The sequence below is a fragment of the Streptomyces sp. NPDC094032 genome (assembly GCF_040303965.1).
GTDB lineage: Bacteria > Actinomycetota > Actinomycetes > Streptomycetales > Streptomycetaceae > Streptomyces.
Window position 1 is genome coordinate 1 of the sequence record NZ_JBEOUE010000004.1, and the last position, 17,044, is coordinate 17,044.

At 72.9% G+C, this 17,044-nt stretch carries 13 protein-coding genes; 10 read left to right on the plus strand and 3 right to left on the minus strand.

Annotated elements, in window-relative coordinates:
- Window positions 1-1,105 (minus strand): PucR family transcriptional regulator ligand-binding domain-containing protein (locus tag ABTZ54_RS08220; RefSeq protein ID WP_351658599.1); only part of this gene is annotated, 1,105 nt, incomplete at its 3' end.
- A 182-nt stretch (window positions 1,106-1,287) separates the two neighbouring features.
- Here ABTZ54_RS08220 and ABTZ54_RS08225 point away from each other — a divergent pair.
- From ABTZ54_RS08225 to ABTZ54_RS08260, 8 genes are all read left to right on the plus strand, one after another.
- A complete protein-coding gene (locus ABTZ54_RS08225; RefSeq protein ID WP_351658601.1) occupies window positions 1,288-2,760 on the plus strand; it encodes a sodium:solute symporter family protein in 1,473 nt (490 codons plus the stop codon).
- Between the two features lie 83 nt (window positions 2,761-2,843).
- Window positions 2,844-3,821, plus strand: a complete 978-nt coding sequence (gene speB / locus ABTZ54_RS08230; RefSeq protein WP_351658603.1) for an agmatinase — start codon at window positions 2,844-2,846, stop codon at window positions 3,819-3,821.
- A gap of 116 nt (window positions 3,822-3,937) precedes the next feature.
- Window positions 3,938-5,620, plus strand: coding sequence for a thiamine pyrophosphate-binding protein (locus tag ABTZ54_RS08235; protein WP_351658604.1), 1,683 nt, complete (start codon window positions 3,938-3,940; stop codon window positions 5,618-5,620).
- 94 nt (window positions 5,621-5,714) lie between these two features.
- A complete protein-coding gene (locus ABTZ54_RS08240) occupies window positions 5,715-6,008 on the plus strand; it encodes a lysine transporter LysE (protein ID WP_351658606.1) in 294 nt (97 codons plus the stop codon).
- Between the two features lie 120 nt (window positions 6,009-6,128).
- The gene (locus ABTZ54_RS08245; protein WP_351658608.1) at window positions 6,129-9,887 is read left to right on the plus strand and encodes an ABC transporter ATP-binding protein; all 3,759 of its coding nucleotides are present in this window, start codon (window positions 6,129-6,131) and stop codon (window positions 9,885-9,887) included.
- Between the two features lie 95 nt (window positions 9,888-9,982).
- A complete protein-coding gene (locus ABTZ54_RS08250) occupies window positions 9,983-10,312 on the plus strand; it encodes a hypothetical protein (RefSeq protein WP_351658610.1) in 330 nt (109 codons plus the stop codon).
- An 89-nt stretch (window positions 10,313-10,401) separates the two neighbouring features.
- Window positions 10,402-10,845: a hypothetical protein gene (locus ABTZ54_RS08255; RefSeq protein WP_351658612.1), complete on the plus strand. Its 444-nt coding sequence runs from the start codon at window positions 10,402-10,404 to the stop codon at window positions 10,843-10,845.
- A gap of 87 nt (window positions 10,846-10,932) precedes the next feature.
- The gene (locus ABTZ54_RS08260; protein WP_351658613.1) at window positions 10,933-12,378 is read left to right on the plus strand and encodes a serine protease; all 1,446 of its coding nucleotides are present in this window, start codon (window positions 10,933-10,935) and stop codon (window positions 12,376-12,378) included.
- A 69-nt stretch (window positions 12,379-12,447) separates the two neighbouring features.
- On the opposite strand, the gene ABTZ54_RS08265 is transcribed toward ABTZ54_RS08260, so the two are convergent.
- Together ABTZ54_RS08265 and ABTZ54_RS08270 are read right to left on the minus strand one after the other, a co-directional pair.
- Window positions 12,448-14,277, minus strand: coding sequence for a glycoside hydrolase family 3 protein (locus ABTZ54_RS08265; RefSeq protein WP_351658615.1), 1,830 nt, complete (start codon window positions 14,275-14,277; stop codon window positions 12,448-12,450).
- A gap of 223 nt (window positions 14,278-14,500) precedes the next feature.
- Window positions 14,501-15,412: a LysR family transcriptional regulator gene (locus ABTZ54_RS08270; protein ID WP_351658617.1), complete on the minus strand. Its 912-nt coding sequence runs from the start codon at window positions 15,410-15,412 to the stop codon at window positions 14,501-14,503.
- 121 nt (window positions 15,413-15,533) lie between these two features.
- Here ABTZ54_RS08270 and ABTZ54_RS08275 point away from each other — a divergent pair, with 121 nt between their 5' ends.
- Window positions 15,534-16,484: an EamA family transporter gene (locus tag ABTZ54_RS08275; RefSeq protein ID WP_351658619.1), complete on the plus strand. Its 951-nt coding sequence runs from the start codon at window positions 15,534-15,536 to the stop codon at window positions 16,482-16,484.
- Window positions 16,481-17,044, plus strand: coding sequence for an AAA family ATPase (locus tag ABTZ54_RS08280; RefSeq protein WP_351658621.1), 564 nt, complete (start codon window positions 16,481-16,483; stop codon window positions 17,042-17,044). Before ABTZ54_RS08275 ends, ABTZ54_RS08280 begins: the two co-directional genes overlap by 4 nt.

Sequence of the window (17,044 nt, forward strand, 5' to 3'; positions counted from 1 at the left end):
GGGGTGTCCGGACTGCGACCTCCACTTCGCTTCGCTCGTTCCGGGCGCCGCCACGTCCGGACACCCCCACCCCCGCTCCGGCCCCGAACCCCTCCCCGCCGTCGTCGGCCGTCCCGCCGGGATCCACCAGGGCCGTGCCCAGTGCTGCGGCGAGGCTTGCCGCCGCGAACGGGGTGCCGTCGCCGCCGCTCGCGTGGATCACTGTCCAGGGGCCCGGGCCGAGTGCCCGGGCCGCTTCCGTCGGGGAGGCGCCTAGGAGCAGGCGGACCAGGGCTGTGTCGCGGGCCGTGACGGCGGCTGCCCGGTGTGGGGCTGTCAGGAGGGAGAGGAGGACGACGGCTACGCCCGCGATCGTGTGGTCGCCCGGTTCGCGGGCCTCCGTCGCCACGCCGAGGGTGAGGCCGTCGCCGCCGCCCAGCGCGTACGCGGCGAGGCGGAGGCCGCCCCCGTCGCCGCTGGCCGTCGCCGGGCCGCCCGGGCGCGGGCCGAGCACCCCGGACAGTTCGGCGAGTGCCTGGGTGGCCTCGGGTGGGATCGCGCGGCCGGCCGCGGCCGACTCGGTGCCGTCGGGGGTGAAGAGGACCGCGCGCCCGGCCAGCCTGGCCGCGAGGGCGCCTAGGACCGCCGGGACCGGGGCCGGGCGGGCGGCCGCCGCGGCCAGGGACTGCTGGGCCTCGCTCACGCGGCGCAGCTCGTTCGTCCGGACCTCGGCCATCAGCCGCCACAGCGCCCGCGCCACCGCCGTGAACGGGGTCGCGGGCGGCACTTCCAGCAGCGGCAGACCGTGCCGCTCGCAGGCCTCGACGAGCGCCGCGGGCACCGTGTCGTACACCGGGGTCACCCCGAAGCCCAGCGCTGCGGCTCCTGCTGCCACGACCCGTTCCACGTACCGTGCCGGGTCCGTCAGCTGTACGCCTGCCGTCATGAGCAGCTCGCCGCCCAGCAGGTACGGGTAGGGGTCGGCCATCTCCGAGGTGTGGACCCAGTGGAGCGAGACGTCCGGGGAGCCCGCGAGGAGGCGCAGGCCCAGTTCGGTGCGGGCGAGCAGCGCGGCCAGCGGGACGGGCGGCGCTGGTGGGGTGGAGCCGGGCTCCGGTGCGGGCATGGCTGTGGACCCTTCGTACATCCGCCGTGTCGGTGGTGGAGGAAACGTACACTTCAGCGTTGCTTTCCGGCCACCTACTGTCGTGCCATCCGGAGGCCGCGGGTACGGGCGGATGTCCCCGCGACCAGCCTCCGGTCACATCCCCTGCACGACACGCCACCGAGGTGACCGGAGGAGGCCCCATGGCCGTCGACTACACAGTGATCGTCCTGTACTTGGCAGGCATGCTCGCGATGGGCTGGTGGGGCATGCGCCGCGCCAAGTCCAAGAGCGAGTTCCTGGTCGCGGGACGCCGCCTCGGGCCGTGGATGTACTCCGGCACCATGGCCGCGATCGTCCTCGGCGGCGCGTCCACCATCGGTGGCGTCGGCCTCGGCTACAAGTACGGGCTCTCCGGCGCCTGGATGGTCTTCACCATCGGGCTCGGGCTGCTCGCCCTTTCGGTGTTCTTCTCCGCGCGGATCGCGCGGCTCAAGGTCTACACCGTCTCCGAGATGCTCGACCTGCGCTACGGCGGCCGGGCTGGACTCATCACCGGCGTCGTCATGTGGGCTTACACCCTGATGCTCGCGGTCACCTCGACCATCGCGTACGCCACCATCTTCGATGTTCTCTTCGACCTGCCGCGTACGCTCGCGATCGTTCTCGGCGGCACCATCGTCGTGGCCTACTCGACGCTCGGCGGCATGTGGTCGATCACCATCACCGACATGGTGCAGTTCGTGGTGAAGACCATCGGCGTGCTGCTCCTGCTGCTGCCGATCGCCGTGTTCAAGGCGGGCGGCTTCGCCGAGATGAAGGCCGCGCTGCCGACCTCGTACTTCGAGCCCCTCGGCATCGGCGGCGAGACGATCTTCACGTACGTGCTGATCTACACCTTCGGCATGCTGATCGGCCAGGACATCTGGCAGCGGGTCTTCACCGCCCGCACCGACAAGGTCGCCAAGTGGGGCGGCACCGTCGCCGGCACCTACTGTCTGGTGTACGCGCTGGCCGGCGCCGTCATCGGCACCGCGGCCAAGGTCATGTACCCCAAGCTGCCCAGCGCCGACGATGCCTTCGCCACCATCGTCAAGGACGAGCTGCCCATGGGTGTGCGAGGTCTGGTCCTCGCCGCCGCCCTCGCCGCCGTCATGTCCACCTCCTCCGGCGCCCTCATCGCCTGCGCCACCGTCGCCAACAACGACATCTGGTCGCGTCTGCGGGGGACCGTGGTCAAGGAGGCCGGGGGTGAGCACGACGAGGTGAAGGGGAATCGGGTGTTCATCTTGGTGATGGGTGTTGCCGTCATCGGGATCGCCATCGCCCTCAACGATGTCGTCCAGGCCCTCACCGTTGCCTACAACCTGCTGGTCGCCGGGCTGCTCGTGCCGATTCTCGGTGGTCTGCTGTGGCGCCGGGGGACCGTCCAGGGCGCGCTCGCCGCGGTCGGTGTCGGTGGGCTGGCCGTGATCGGCCTGATGTGGACTTACGGAATCTTGGCAAATGAGCCTGTTTACTATGGTTTGTTGGCCTCGCTCGCCGCATATGTGATCGTTTCCCTGGCGACCCGCCCGACGGACGCCGCCGTGCTCGCGAACTGGCGCGCCCGGCTGACGGGCCAGGACACCCCCGCCGGGACCGACCCCTCGGTCCCGGCACCCGTGACCGCCTGACGGCGGCCGCACCGCAGACGTCCGGCGGGCCCCGCGATCCGGGGCCGGCCGGAGCCACCGATACACCCCAGGAGGACCCGACCATGAGCAGCAGCGACCAGAACGCCTTCCGCGGCCCGACCGACTCGTCCCGCATCCCGCGGTACGCCGGTCCCGCGACGTTCGCCCGGCTGCCGCGGCTCGACGAGGTCGGCACCGCCGACGTCGCCGTGGTCGGCATCCCCTTCGACAGCGGTGTCTCCTACCGCCCCGGCGCCCGCTTCGGCGGCAACGCCATCCGCGAGGCCTCCCGCCTGCTGCGCCCCTACAACCCGGCGCAGGACGCCTCCCCGTTCGCCCTCGCCCAGGTCGCGGACGCCGGTGACATCGCGGCCAACCCGTTCAACATCAACGAGGCCGTCGAGACCATCGAGGCCGCCGCCGACGACCTGCTCGCCACCGGCGCCCGCATGATGACCCTGGGCGGTGACCACACCGTCGCGCTGCCGCTGCTGCGCTCGGTCGCCAAGAAGCACGGCCCCGTCGCCCTGCTCCACTTCGACGCCCACCTCGACACCTGGGACACCTACTTCGGTGCCGAGTACACCCACGGCACGCCGTTCCGCCGGGCCGTCGAGGAGGGCATCCTCGACACCTCCGCGCTCTCCCACGTCGGCACCCGCGGCCCGCTGTACGGCAAGCAGGACCTGACCGACGACGAGAAGATGGGCTTCGGCATCGTCACCTCGGCGGACATCTACCGCCGTGGCGCCGACGAGGTCGCCGACCAGCTCCGCCAGCGCATCGGCGACCGCCCGCTCTACATCTCCATCGACATCGACTGCCTCGACCCGGCCCACGCCCCCGGCACCGGCACCCCCGAGGCGGGCGGCATGACCTCCCGCGAGCTCCTGGAGATCCTGCGCGGCCTCTCCTCCTGCAACCTGGTCTCCGCCGACGTCGTCGAGGTCGCCCCCGCGTACGACCACGCCGAGATCACCGCCGTCGCCGCCTCCCACACGGCGTACGAGCTGACGACGATCATGTCCCGCCAGATCGCGGCGGGCCGCGCGGCGAAGTAACCGCCGGCCCCGCCGTCGCCGTCGGGTTGTGGGCATGCGTTCCGCCGGGGCGGAACGGGTGGGCACAACCCGACCACCGGGCCGCACCTGACCGACCACGCCCAGAGGGACCACACATGACCCACGACCACGACCTGGTCCTGCGCCCCACGGCCGCCCAGACGGAAGCCGCGCTGAACCCGCCCAAGGGGCGGAACGGCGGCGACCTCGTCGTAGAGACCCTCGCGGGACTCGGCGCGACCACCGTCTTCGGCCTCCCCGGCCAGCACGCCCTCGGCATGTTCGACGCCCTGCGCCGCTCCGCGCTGCGCTACGTCGGACTGCGCGTCGAGAACAACGCGGGCTTCGCCGCCGACGCGTACGGCCGGATCACCGGCGAGGCGGCCCCGCTGCTGCTCTCGACCGGGCCCGGCGCCCTGATGTCGCTCGCCGCGCTCCAGGAGGCGGCCGCCGCCTCCGCGCCGGTGCTCGCCATCGGCAGCCAGATCCCGGTGGCCGGGCTCGGCGGCGGGCGGCACGGGTATCTGCACGAGCTGCGCGACCAGCAGGCCTCCTTCCGGGACGTCGTGAAGTCGGTCCACACGGTCCGTACGCAGTCCCAGATCCCGTCGGCCATCGCCGCCGCCTGGGAGTCGGCGCTCACCGCCCCGCACGGGCCGGTGTGGGTGGAGATCCCGCAGGACGTCCTCCTCGCCGAGACCGCGCTGCCGGTCGTCACGGCGATGGACGCGACGCCCGAGGAGGTCGTCCCGCGCCCCGAGCTGACGGCGGTCGCGGCCGATCTGCTGGCGAAGGCCGAGCGGCCCGCGATCATCGCGGGCGGTGGGGTCGTGCGGGCCGACGCGTCCGGGAAGCTGCTCGCGCTCGCGGAGCACCTGAACGCCCCCGTGGTCACCACCTTCGGCGGCAAGGGCGCCTTCCCCTGGGAGCACCCGCTGTCGCTCCAGTCCTGGCTGGAGGACCGGCACACCACCGACTTCCTGGAGGACGCGGACGTCCTGCTGGTGGTCGGCTCGGGGCTCGGCGAGCTGTCCTCGAACTACCACACCTTCGCCCCGCGCGGCCGGGTGATCCAGATCGAGGCGGACGCCGGGAAGCTGGAGTCGAACCACCCGGCGCTCGGCATCCACGCGGACGCCCGGCTCGCCCTCCAGGCGCTTCTGGAGACGGTGCCGGAGCGCGCCGACGCGACGGCGCCCGAGCGGGTGCGTACGGTCCTGGCGAAGGTGCGGGAGCGGCTCGACGCCCAGGAGCTCGGCCTGGAGCGGCGGATCGTGGACGCGGTGCGGGACGCGCTGCCGGACGCGGCGCCCAGCTTCTGGGACATGACGATCCTGGCCTACTGGGCGTGGTCCGCCTTCGACGCCCGCCGCCCCAACACCATGCACTCCGCCCAGGGCGCCGGCGGCCTCGGCTACGGCTTCCCGGCGGCGCTCGGCGCGGCGGCGGCGGATCCGACGCGGCCGGTGCTCGCGGTGTCGGGCGACGGTGGCGCGATGTACTCGATCGCGGAGCTGGCGACGGCGAAGCAGTACGGCTTCGACGTCACCTGGCTGATCGTCGACGACGGCGGCTACGGCATCCTGCGCGAGTACATGACGGACGCCTTCGGCGAGGCCACCGCGACCGAGCTCGCCCGCCCGGACTTCGTCGCCCTCGCCGAGTCCTTCGGCGTCCCGGCCACCCAGACCACCCCGGACACCCTGACCGAGGACCTGGCGGCCGCCCTGAAGACCCCGGGCCCGTCGGTGGTGGTCCTTCCGGCACTGCTGCGGATGTTCGAGCCGACGCACCTGTAAGGGGCGGCCTGGGCAACCATCCAGGCCCCGCGCGGGTCCTCCTTCCCGAGGACCCGCCCGGGGCCTTCGCGGTGTGCGGTACGGGGAGACGCGTATGAAGGCCTTGGCGGAGTTCATCGGCGATGCCGCGGTTGAACTGATCGTGCAGGTCCTGGCCTGCCTGCTCCTCGCCGGTCTGGTCGCGCTCGCCGTCTGGGGCTGGAGCATGAGCCCGCTCCTCACGGGCGGCGCGGGCGGCGCGCTCGTCATGGTCACGGGGTACGGGGCCTGGGAGACGCTCCGCGGCCGGGCCCGGCGCCGCAAGGGCCGCCTGGCCGCCGTCGCCGTCGTCACCTTCTCGGTCGTCGCCGTGTTCGGCTTCTACGCGCTCGGCTGCGGCTGCGTGTGAGGCGGCGCTCCCGGGGCCCCTGCCCGGTCCCGGTCCGGCGCCCGATTGTTGCGGCGGGATGAAATCGCAGGCCGCCCGCGTTGGCCCTTCCGGTAGAGCAGCACGGACGGGAGGCGCCACGTGGCGGCGGTGGGGCAGGAACAGGCGGGGGAGCGGGGCTGGGCGCGTCGGCTCGCCGGGTACGCGTGGCGTTACAAGGCGAACGTCGTGCTCGCGCTGGGGTCCTCCCTGGCGGGTATGGCCGTGCTCGCGCTCGTGCCCCTGATCACCAAGGTGATCATCGATGACGTCATCGGTGCGAAGACGGGATCCATTGGGCTTTGGACCGGGCTTCTCGTCGCCTCCGCTGTTGTCGTCTACGGCCTGACGTACGTGCGCCGCTACTACGGTGGGCGGCTCGCTCTCGACGTCCAGCACGATCTGCGGACCGAGATGTTCGGGACCATCACCCGGCTCGACGGGCGGCGGCAGGACGAGCTGTCCACGGGGCAGGTCGTCGGGCGGGCCACCAGCGACCTCCAGCTCATCCAGGGCCTGCTCTTCATGCTCCCGATGACCATCGGGAACGTGCTGCTGTTTCTCATATCGCTGGCCGTGATGGCCGTGCTCTCGCTGCCGCTGACCCTCGTCGCTCTCGCCGTCGCCCCCGCCCTGTGGTGGATCGCCCGCCGCAGCCGCACCCGCCTGCACCCCGCCACCTGGTACGCCCAGGCGCAGGCCGCGACCGTCGCGGGCGTCGTCGACGGGGCCGTGACCGGGGTCCGGGTCGTGAAGGGCTTCGGGCAGGAGGAGCAGGAGACCGGGAAGATACGGGAGGCCGGGCGGAGGCTGTTCGCCGGACGGCTCCGCACGATCCGGCTCAACGCCAGGTACACCCCGGCCCTCCAGGCCGTCCCCGCCCTCGGCCAGGTCGCCGTGCTCGCCCTCGGCGGCTGGCTGGCCTACCGGGGCCAGATCACCCTCGGCACCTTCGTCGCCTTCTCCTCGTACCTCGCCTCCCTCGTCGGCCCGGTCCGCATGCTCGCCATGGTGCTCACCGTCGGCCAGCAGGCCCGCGCCGGCGTCGAGCGGGTCCTGGAGCTGATCGACACCGAGCCGAGCCTCACGGACGGCACCAAGGAGCTCCCGGCCGACGTCCCCGCCGGCGTCGAGTTCGACGACGTCTCCTTCGCGTACGAGGACGGGCGCAACGTCCTCGACGGCTTCTCGCTGGAGATCCGCCCCGGCGAGACCGTCGCCGTCGTCGGCGCCTCCGGCTCCGGCAAGTCCACCGTCTCGCTGCTCCTTCCCCGCTTCTACGACGTGACGCACGGCGCCGTCCTCGTCGGCGGCCTCGACGTCCGCGAGCTCACCCTGGACTCGCTGCGCGCCGCCGTCGGCCTGGTCCCCGAGGACAGCTTCCTGTTCTCCGACTCGGTCCGCGCCAACATCGCGTACGGCGTGCCCGACGCCACCCAGGAGCAGATCGAGGCGGCCGCCCGCGCCGCCCAGGCGGACCGTTTCATCGCCGAGCTGCCCGCGGGCTACGACACCAAGGTCGGCGAGCACGGCCTCACCCTCTCCGGCGGCCAGCGCCAGCGCGTCGCGCTCGCCCGCGCCATCCTCACCGACCCGCGGCTGCTGCTCCTCGACGACGCGACCTCCGCCGTCGACGCCAAGGTCGAGCACGAGATCCACGAGGCCCTGAAGTCCGTCATGGCGGGCCGCACCACCCTGCTCATCGCCCACCGCCGCTCCACCCTCGGCCTCGCCGACCGCATCGCCGTCCTCGACGAGGGCCGGCTCGCCGACATCGGCACCCACGAGGAGCTGGAGGAGCGCTCCGCGCTCTACCGGCGGCTGCTCACCGACCCCGACGAGCTGGGCGCCGTCTCGCCGGGACACACTCTCCCGGCCGACGTCCCCGAGGACCGCACCCTGCGGGCCGAGCTGGACGCCGAGTTCGACGCCGAGCGGGGCATCACCCCGACCCTGTGGGTGCGCGAGGAGGCCGACGACCGGCGGACCGCCGCCCCCGGCGCCACCCCCGAGCTGCTGGCCGCCGTCGAGGCCCTGCCGCCCGCCGTCGACACCCCGGACATCGACGAGGCCCGCGCCGTCTCCGCCGAGGAGTCGTACGGGCTGCGCCGTCTGCTGCGCGGCTTCGGCGTGCCCCTGCTGATCAGCCTCGGCCTGGTCGCCCTCGACGCGGGCGCCGGCCTGCTCCTTCCGGTCCTGATCCGGCACGGCATCGACAAGGGCGTCAACCAGCTCGCCATCGGGGCCGTCTGGGCGGCCTCCGCGCTGGCCCTGCTGACCGTCCTCGTCCAGTGGGTCGCGCAGACCGCCGAGACGCGGATGACCGGCCGCACCGGCGAGCGGATCCTGTACGCGCTGCGGCTGAAGATCTTCGCCCAGCTCCAGCGGCTCGGCCTCGACTACTACGAGCGCGAGCTCACCGGCCGGATCATGACCCGGATGACCACGGACGTCGACGCCCTGTCGACCTTCCTCCAGACCGGTCTGGTCACCGCCTTCGTCTCCGTCGTCACCTTCTTCGGCATCATGGGCGTCCTGCTCGTCCTCGACGTCGAGCTCGCCCTGGTGGTCTTCGCGACCCTCCCGGTGCTCGCCGTCGCCACCTACTACTTCCGCCGTGCCAGCGTGAAGGCGTACGAGCTGGCCCGCGAGCGGATCAGCGGGGTCAACGCCGACCTCCAGGAGTCGGTCGCCGGACTGCGGATCGTGCAGGCCTTCCGGCGCGAGCGGGCGGGCGCCGAGCGCTTCGCGGCCCGCAGCGAGGAGTACCGCGAGGCCCGCGTCCACGGCCAGTGGCTGATATCGGTCTACTTCCCGTTCGTCACCCTGCTCTCCTCAGTGGCCGCCGCCGCCGTCCTGATCGTCGGCGCGAACCGTATCGAGGCCGGCTCCCTCACCACCGGCGCCCTGGTCGCCTACCTGCTCTACATCGACCTCTTCTTCGCCCCCGTGCAGCAGCTCTCCCAGGTCTTCGACGGCTACCAGCAGGCCGCCGTCTCCCTGAAGCGGATGCAGGAGCTGCTCCAGGAGCCGACCTCCACCGCCGCCGCGCCCGCCCCGCTCGACGTGCTCTCGCTGCGCGGCGAGATCGCCTTCGAGGACGTCTCCTTCGCGTACGGGGGAGAGGCCGGCGACGGCGAGGAGGCCGCGCTCACCGGCATCGACCTGCGGATACCCGCCGGCCAGACGGTCGCCTTCGTCGGCGAGACCGGCGCGGGCAAGTCCACGCTGGTCAAGCTGGTCGCCCGGTTCTACGACCCGACGGGCGGCCGGGTCACCGCCGACGGCACCGACCTGCGCGACCTCGACCTCACCGCGTACCGGCACCGGCTCGGCGTCGTCCCGCAGGAGGCGTACCTGTTCGCCGGGACGGTCCGCGACGCCATCGCGTACGGCCGCCCCGACGCCACCGACGCCGAGGTGGAGGCCGCGGCCCGCGCGGTGGGCGCCCACGACATGATCGCCACGCTCGACGGCGGCTACCTCCACGAGGTCGCCGAGCGTGGCCGAAACCTGTCGGCGGGCCAGCGCCAGCTGATCGCCCTGGCCCGCGCCGAGCTGGTCGACCCCGATGTGCTGCTGCTCGACGAGGCCACCGCCGCCCTGGACCTCGCCACCGAGGCGCAGGTCAACGCCGCCACCGACCGCCTCGCCGGCCGCCGGACCACCCTGGTGGTCGCCCACCGGCTCACCACGGCGGCCCGCGCCGACCGGGTGATCGTGATGGACCACGGCCGGGTCGCCGAGGACGGCACGCACGAGGAGCTGCTGGCCCTCGACGGGGTGTACGCCGCGCTGTGGCGCACCTTCATCGGCGAGGGCGCCGAGGGCGCCGACGAGGCGGAGCCCGAGCGGGTGTAGGGGCGACACCGTCAGGGGGGGCGGGCCGGCCGTACGGGGCGAAGATGAGTACCCGTGCCCATGCGCCGACGCCCCGGACGCGATGTGATCGGGGCATGAGCAACCCCGTCCCCACCGCCCCCGCCCCCGCCTCCGGCCGTCGTGTCCGCGTCTGGGCCCTGGTCTCGGCCGGTCTGCTGGTGCCCGCCACCGTCCTCTCCGGGATCCTCGCGCTCAGCGCGGACAACGCCGGCCGTTGCGTCGGCTATGCCGAGGACTGCGGCTCCAACCCCGGCTGGATGTACGCCGGAAGCCTCGTTCTCGCCGCCGTCGCCCTGGTCGTGGCGCTCGCCGCGCCCCGGGAGCCGGTCCGCAGGGCCGCCCTCGCCGCCCAGGTCGCCGCCGAACTGGTCTTCCTGCTCATGGTCGTCACCACGTTCGCGTAGCCGCCGGTGTCACCCCTTCGCGTAGGCAACCGAACGGGCTCGCGGCGCGTCGTATGCACGTACGGGGCAGGAGCAGGGGAGGGACGCGCATGCGCGGTGAGGTCCGCACGACCGGGGCGACCGGGGCGACCGGGCCGGGTCGGCGCCCGCCCGCGCCTCCCCGGTGGGCCGGGTACGTCCTCGCCCTGCTGCTCGCCGCCGGTGGCCTGGTGCTCGCCGGGCCCGCCGTGACTCCGGCCGACGCCGCGTCCGTCTGCCACGGGCGGGCCACCCGTACGGTCGCGTTCGCCACGGGCGAGCTCCGGCTCTACCGCACCCGCCACTACGTCTGCGCGCTCGCGGTGGCCAAGCGGCCGGGCGGCCTGCGGGCCATGACGGTCTCGCTCCAGCCGCGCGGCGGCCGGGCCGCCGTGAACGCGGGCCGCTTCGCCCGGCAGGCGGGGCCGGTCACCGTGCACGCCCTCAACCGCTGCGTACGGGCGTCCGCCACGATCGCCGGCCGGTCCGTCGCGAGGGGCTGGATCCTGTGCTGAACCGTATGTAATGCCCAACCAGGTCTGGCGGTCCCCACGTTGGCCGGGCTAGGTTCACGACACCGTTGTGAATCAAGGGGAGGGTGAATGCGTAAGTCGCTCAGATGGCTGGTGTCTCTCTCGGTGCTCATAGGCACCGTCGGATCCACGGGCGTGGCCACCGCCGCGGACACGGAGACCGGCAGCACGGCCGTCGCCGACGCGCAGAGCACGGACATCAAGGACCGCATCCTGGCGATCCCCGGGATGAGCCTGATAGAGGAGAAGCCGTACGCCGGCTACCGCTATTTCGTCCTGAACTACGAGCAGCCGATCGACCACCGCCGCCCCTGGGCGGGCACGTTCAAGCAGCGGATCTCGGTCCTCCACAAGGACACCGACCGCCCCACCGTCTTCCGCACCAGCGGGTACGGGCTGAGCACCACCCCGAGCCGGTCGGAGCCGACCCGGATCGTCGACGGCAACCAGATCTCCATGGAGTACCGGTTCTTCACGCCGTCCCGGCCGCAGCCCGCCGACTGGTCGAAGCTGGACATCTGGCAGGCCGCCAGCGACCAGCACCGCATCTTCACCGCGCTGAAGCCGATCTACGGCAAGAAGTGGCTCTCCACCGGCGCCTCCAAGGGCGGCATGACGGCCACCTACTACGAGCGCTTCTACCCACGTGACATGGACGGCGTCGTCGCCTACGTGGCCCCCAACGACGTGGTGAACAAGGAGGACTCGGCGTACGACCGGTTCTTCGAGAACGTCGGCACCAAGGACTGCCGCGACCGGCTGAACAACATGCAGCGCGAGGCGCTGGTGCGCCGCGAGCCGCTGGAGAAGAAGTACGAGGCCTGGGCGAAGGCCGAGGGCGCGACCTTCAACACCATCGGCTCGCTCGACAAGGCGTACGAGGCCGTCGTCCTCGACTTCGTGTGGGGCTTCTGGCAGTACTACGGCCAGGACGTCTGCGACCGGATCCCGGACGCGGCGACCGCGAGCGACGACGTCGTGTACGACACGATCGACGCCTACTCCGGCTGGTCCGCCTACACCGACCAGGGCCTGGAGCCGTACACGCCGTACTACTACCAGGCGGCGACCGAGCTCGGCTCGCCCAGCATCAAGCAGCCGCACCTGGACGGCCTGAGCCGCTACGGCTACCAGCCCGCCCGCAACTTCGTGCCGCGCGAGATCCCGATGAAGTTCAAGCCGTGGGTCATGCGGGACGTGGACCAGTGGGTCCGCAAGAACGCGAACCAGATGCTGTTCGTCTACGGCGGCAACGACCCGTGGGGCTCCGAGCCCTTCCACCTCGGCAAGGGCGCGCGCGACAGCTACGTGTACGTCGCGCCGGGCGCCAACCACGGTGCCAACGTGGCCGGGCTCGTCGAGGCCGAGAAGGCCAACGCCACCGCCCGCATCCTGGCCTGGGCCGGAGTGGACGCCCCCGCGGTGAAGGCGGCCAAGCCGCTGGCCCGCTTCGACGCCCGCATCGACCGCCCGGTCGACGAGGACGCGACCCGCGAGCACGGCCTGCGCCCGTAATCCGGTCCCGTACGGCCTGAGCCGGCACCCCCACTGTGCGGGGGTGCCGGCTCGTTCCTGTCCGGGCGGCTACCGGTACGAGAGCCCGTACCCGATCGGGTAGAGCACCCGGGTCGGGTCCTCGGCGCTCTGGACGGGGACGGGCAGCCGGCCGCGCGGCTTCGCGCGGCCCGCGATCACCCGTACGGCGGCGCGCAGTTCGACGTCCGTCCAGGAGTAGGTGGCGACGGTGGCGCGCTGTCCGGTGATCCGGGCGACGTCGTACGGGTTGCGCAGCGCGATCGTCACGACCGGGACCCCGGTCGCCGTCAGCCGGGCGAGCAGGGTGAGCTGGGCGGTGGTCGGCGTGAGGTTGTACGTGCCCACGACGACGACGTCCTGTCCGGCCGCGGCGGCCACCGCCTGCTCGATCAGGGCCGGGGTCGGGGCGGTGCCGGTGGACAAGGCCTGGGCGGTGTGGCCGAGTTCGGTGAAGGCGGCGGCGAGGACGCGGGTCGGCGGGCCGGTGGTGCCGGACGGCGAGGCCGGGTCGGCGCCGACGACCAGCACCTTCGGATGGGTGCGGCGGCTCAGCGGCAGGAAGCCCTCCTCGTTGACCAGCAGGGTCGTGGTCCGCTCCGCGATCCGGTCGGCGCGGGCCAGGTGGGCGCGGGTGCCGACGGTGCGGTCCACCCCGGCGGAGGTGACGTACGGGTCGTCGAAGAGGCCCACCCGCGCCTTCATCCGCAGGATCCGCAGGATCGATTCGTCGAGCCGGGCCTCGGTCAGTTCGCCGCCCTCGACGGCCTTCAGGACCGCGTTCCAGGCCACGTCCAGGTTCGGCGGGTTGAGCAGCTGGTCGGCGCCCGCCTTGAGGGCGAGGACGGGGACCCGGTCGTCGCCGTACTTGGTCCGTACGCCCTCCATGCTGAGCGAGTCGGTGACCACCACGCCGTCGAAGCCCAGCCGTTCGCGCAGGATGCCGGTGAGGATGGGCCGGGACAGGGTCGCCGGGTCGCCGCTCGGGTCGAGCGCGGGGACGACGATGTGCGCGGTCATGATCGACTCGATGCCGGCCCGGATCGCGGCCTGGAACGGCGGTGCGTCGACGGCCGCCCACTGCTCGGCGGTGTGGGTGATGACGGGCAGCCCGTTGTGGCTGTCGACGGCCGTGTCGCCGTGGCCGGGGAAGTGCTTGGAGGTCGCCGCGATCCCGGCCCGCTGGTAGCCCTTGACCTGCGCCGCGACCATTCCGGCGACGGCCTCGGGGTCGGCGCCGAAGGAGCGGACGCCGATGACCGGGTTGCCCGGGTTGACGTTGACGTCGGCGACCGGGGCGTAGTCCTGCCGGATGCCGAGGGCGGCGAGCTCGGCGCCCGCGATCCGGCCGGCCGCGCGGGCGTCCTCGTGCGAGCCGCCTGCGCCGAGCGCCATCGCGCCGGGCAGCAGGGTGGCGGGCGCGCCGACCCGGGCGACGATCCCGTGCTCCTGGTCGGTGGACAGGAGCAGCGGGACGGGGGTGTCCTGGGCGAGCGCGGCGCGCTGGATGCCGTTGGAGAGCTCGGCGATCTGGTGCGGGTCGCGGGTGTTGTGCGCCCAGGCGAAGTAGATGATGCCGCCGACGTGGTAGCGCTCGACGAGCTCGGCGGCGGTGCGGACGCCGATCTCCTTGAGGTTGGCGTCGATGTCGGCCTGGTCGGGGGCGGTGGCGGAGTGGCCGTACACCCGCATCACGAAGAGCTGGCCGACCTTCTCCGCCAGGGACATCCGGGAGAGGAGGTCCCGGAGCGCGCGGTCGCCGTGGCGCGGCGCGTCGGCGTGGGCGACGGGGACGGTCACGCCCGTGACGGCGGCGGCCGCTGCCGCGGCGGTCACCGTGAGGAGGGTGCGTCGGGACGGGGTGGGGGCGCGGTGGTGCAACTGATGCTCCTTCCGGCCGTGCAGGGTGGTGGGAGGAAGAGTGAAGGAAACTTCCAAGGAGCCACGGATAGCCGGAAAGTAACTGCCAGGTCAAGGACCCGCACAAGAAACGCGTGTGGTTGTAGTGCTTATGCCACCCTTCGCGGAGCCTTCGCGCGCCCCTTCGCCCGGGCCGCGCCGCCGGTCGCGTCGCGCTGTCGCCCGGGCCGCGCTCAGGTCGCGCTCAGGTCGCGGACGCCACCTCGGGCCACAGCTCCTGAAGGGTGCGGACGGTCTCGGTGATCGCGGGCCGCCGCGCCGCACCGGTCCGCCACAGCGCCCGCAGCCGCCGCGTCGGGACCGGGTCGAGGCGTACCGGGGCCACCTCGGGAGGCAGCTCCCCGCGCCCCAGGCGCGGCACCAGGGCGACCCCGAGTCCGGCGGCGACCAGCGCCACCTGGGTGTGGTTCTCCTCCGCCTGATGGGCGATCAGGGGCTCGCAGCCGGTCGCCCGCAGGGTCCGCATGAGCCAGTCGTGGCAGACCGTACCCGGCGGCTGGGTGATCCACCGCTCCCGGGTCAGATCCTCGCGGCGCACCGACTCCCGCGCCGCCAGGGGATGTTCCCGTGGTACGAGGACGTCGCACCGGTCGTCGCCGATCACCGCCTGCTCCACGCCGGGCGGTACGGGGAGCGGGGCGATGTCCCAGTCGTGCGCGACGGCCAGGTCGATCACGCCCCGGGCGACCAGGTCGACGGAGAGGTGCGGGTCCACCTCCGAGAGGCGGACGTCGAGGTCCGGGTGGCGGCGGGCCAGGTCGGTGAGCGCCCGGGGCATCAGACCGCGTGCCGCGCTCGCGAAGCAGGCGATGGTCAGCCGCCCGGCGGGCAGCCCCCGGCGCTCTTCGAGGCGTACCTCGGCCTCCTCCACGAGGGACATCAACGTCTGGGCCGTGTCGGCGAGTTGGCGGGCCTCGTCGGTGAGGCGGACGCCCCGGCCGCTGCGTTCGAGCAGGGTCGTGCGGGTCTCCCGCTCCAGCTTGCCGATCTGCTGGGAGACGGCCGAGGGTGTGTAGCCGAGGGCGGCGGCGGCCGCGCCGACGCTGCCGTGGACGGCGACGGCGTGCAGGGCGCGCAGACGTCCGAGATCGAGCACGGGAGCCTCCCGGGGGCTTCCCCGCCATCCTGGCGGTGACGGTGGATGTAGCGGTGCTTCATCCAACCATGAAGGAATCCGCGCTGGTGCTACATGGTCCGGCCGGGCGATCCTCATCCCCATGCGCCCCGTCCACATCGCCCTCGCCGCCCTGGTCGCCGCCGTCTGGGGAGTCAACTTCGTCGTCATCGAGATCGGCCTCGACCACTTCCCGCCGCTGCTCTTCTCCGCGCTCCGCTTCCTCGTCGCCGCGCTGCCGGCGGTCTTCCTTGTCGGGCGCCCCAAGGTGGCGTGGAAGTGGATCGTGGGCGTGGGACTGGCCCTCGGCGTCGCCAAGTTCGGCCTGCTCTTCACCGGCATGGACCTCGGCGCGCCGGCCGGCCTGTCCTCCCTGGTCCTCCAGGTCCAGGCCGTCTTCACCGCCCTGTTCGCCTTCCTCGCGCTTGGTGAACGCCCGGGGCGGGTCAAGGTGCTGGGCATGGGTGTCGCCCTGGCCGGCATCGGTGTCGCCGCCGTCGACGAGGGCGCCTCGGGCTCCCTCACCGGCTTCGCCCTGATCATCGCCGCCGCCGCGTGCTGGGGCGTCTCCAACGTCCTCACCCGCAGGGCGTCCCCGCCGGACGCCCTCAACTTCATGGTCTGGGTCAGCACCGTGCCGGTCCTGCCGCTGCTCGCCCTCTCCCTCCTGCTCGAAGGGCCGGACCGGGATCTGGCGGCGCTGCGGGGGCTCGACTGGACCGGCGCGGGCGTGATCGTCTACGTCGCCTGGATCACGACCGTCTTCGGCTTCGGCGCCTGGGGGTTTCTGCTGCGCCGCTACCCGGCCTCGTCGGTGGCCCCGTTCTCCCTCCTGGTCCCGGTCTTCGGGATGACCGCCGCCGCGCTGTTCCTGGACGAGAGCGTCAGCCCCCTGCGCTGGTGCGCCGCCGCGCTGCTCGTCGGGGGAGTGGCGCTGACGTCGCTGGCGCCGGGGAGGCGGGCGGGCGGTGAAACGACTGGCGCGGCCGCGCCGCCGGAACGTACCGTGCGCGTGGTCCCGACCGGGAACTCCGTACCGAGAGAGCGTGTATGACCTTCGAGAACGTCACCGTCGACAGCCCCGCCCCCGCCCCCGGCGCCCTCCTCCTCGTGGGCATCCCGGGCAGTGGCAAGAGCACCGTCGCGGCGGCTCTCGCGGCCCGGTTCGAGCGGTCCGCGCACATCGAGATCGACCACCTCCAGGAGCTGATCGTCCGGGGCTGCCACTGGCCGAGCCCGGACGGCGACCCGGAGGCGGACCGGCAGATCCTGCTGCGCGCCCGCAACGGCTGCCTCCTGGCGGACAGTTTCGCCGCCGCCGGCTTCCTGCCGGTCATGGACGACGTGGTCGTCCGCCGCTCCCACCTGGACTTCTACCGCGCCCACGTGAAGACGGGCCCGCTCCACGTGGTGGTCCTGGCCCCCGGCCCGGAGAAGGCCTGGGAACGCAACAACGCCCGCCACAAGAAGCTCACCACCAACTGGGCCTTCCTCGACGAGGCCATGCGCGAGGAGCTGACCGGCGAGGGCGTCTGGATCGACAACGCGGACCAGACGGTCGAGGAGACGGTGGCGGCGGTGCTTGAGGCGACGGGGCTGGCGCCGGGGAGGTAG

What these genes read in the sequence shown, in the direction of transcription:
- ABTZ54_RS08225 (WP_351658601.1), top strand. Translation starts at nt 1,288, where the DNA reads ATGGCCGTCGACTACACAGTGATCGTCCTGTACTTGGCAGGCATGCTC.
- speB (WP_351658603.1), top strand. Translation starts at nt 2,844, where the DNA reads ATGAGCAGCAGCGACCAGAACGCCTTCCGCGGCCCGACCGACTCGTCC.
- ABTZ54_RS08235 (WP_351658604.1), top strand. Translation starts at nt 3,938, where the DNA reads ATGACCCACGACCACGACCTGGTCCTGCGCCCCACGGCCGCCCAGACG.
- ABTZ54_RS08240 (WP_351658606.1), top strand. Translation starts at nt 5,715, where the DNA reads ATGAAGGCCTTGGCGGAGTTCATCGGCGATGCCGCGGTTGAACTGATC.
- ABTZ54_RS08250 (WP_351658610.1), top strand. Translation starts at nt 9,983, where the DNA reads ATGAGCAACCCCGTCCCCACCGCCCCCGCCCCCGCCTCCGGCCGTCGT.
- ABTZ54_RS08255 (WP_351658612.1), top strand. Translation starts at nt 10,402, where the DNA reads ATGCGCGGTGAGGTCCGCACGACCGGGGCGACCGGGGCGACCGGGCCG.
- ABTZ54_RS08260 (WP_351658613.1), top strand. Translation starts at nt 10,933, where the DNA reads ATGCGTAAGTCGCTCAGATGGCTGGTGTCTCTCTCGGTGCTCATAGGC.
- ABTZ54_RS08275 (WP_351658619.1), top strand. Translation starts at nt 15,534, where the DNA reads ATGCGCCCCGTCCACATCGCCCTCGCCGCCCTGGTCGCCGCCGTCTGG.
- ABTZ54_RS08280 (WP_351658621.1), top strand. Translation starts at nt 16,481, where the DNA reads ATGACCTTCGAGAACGTCACCGTCGACAGCCCCGCCCCCGCCCCCGGC.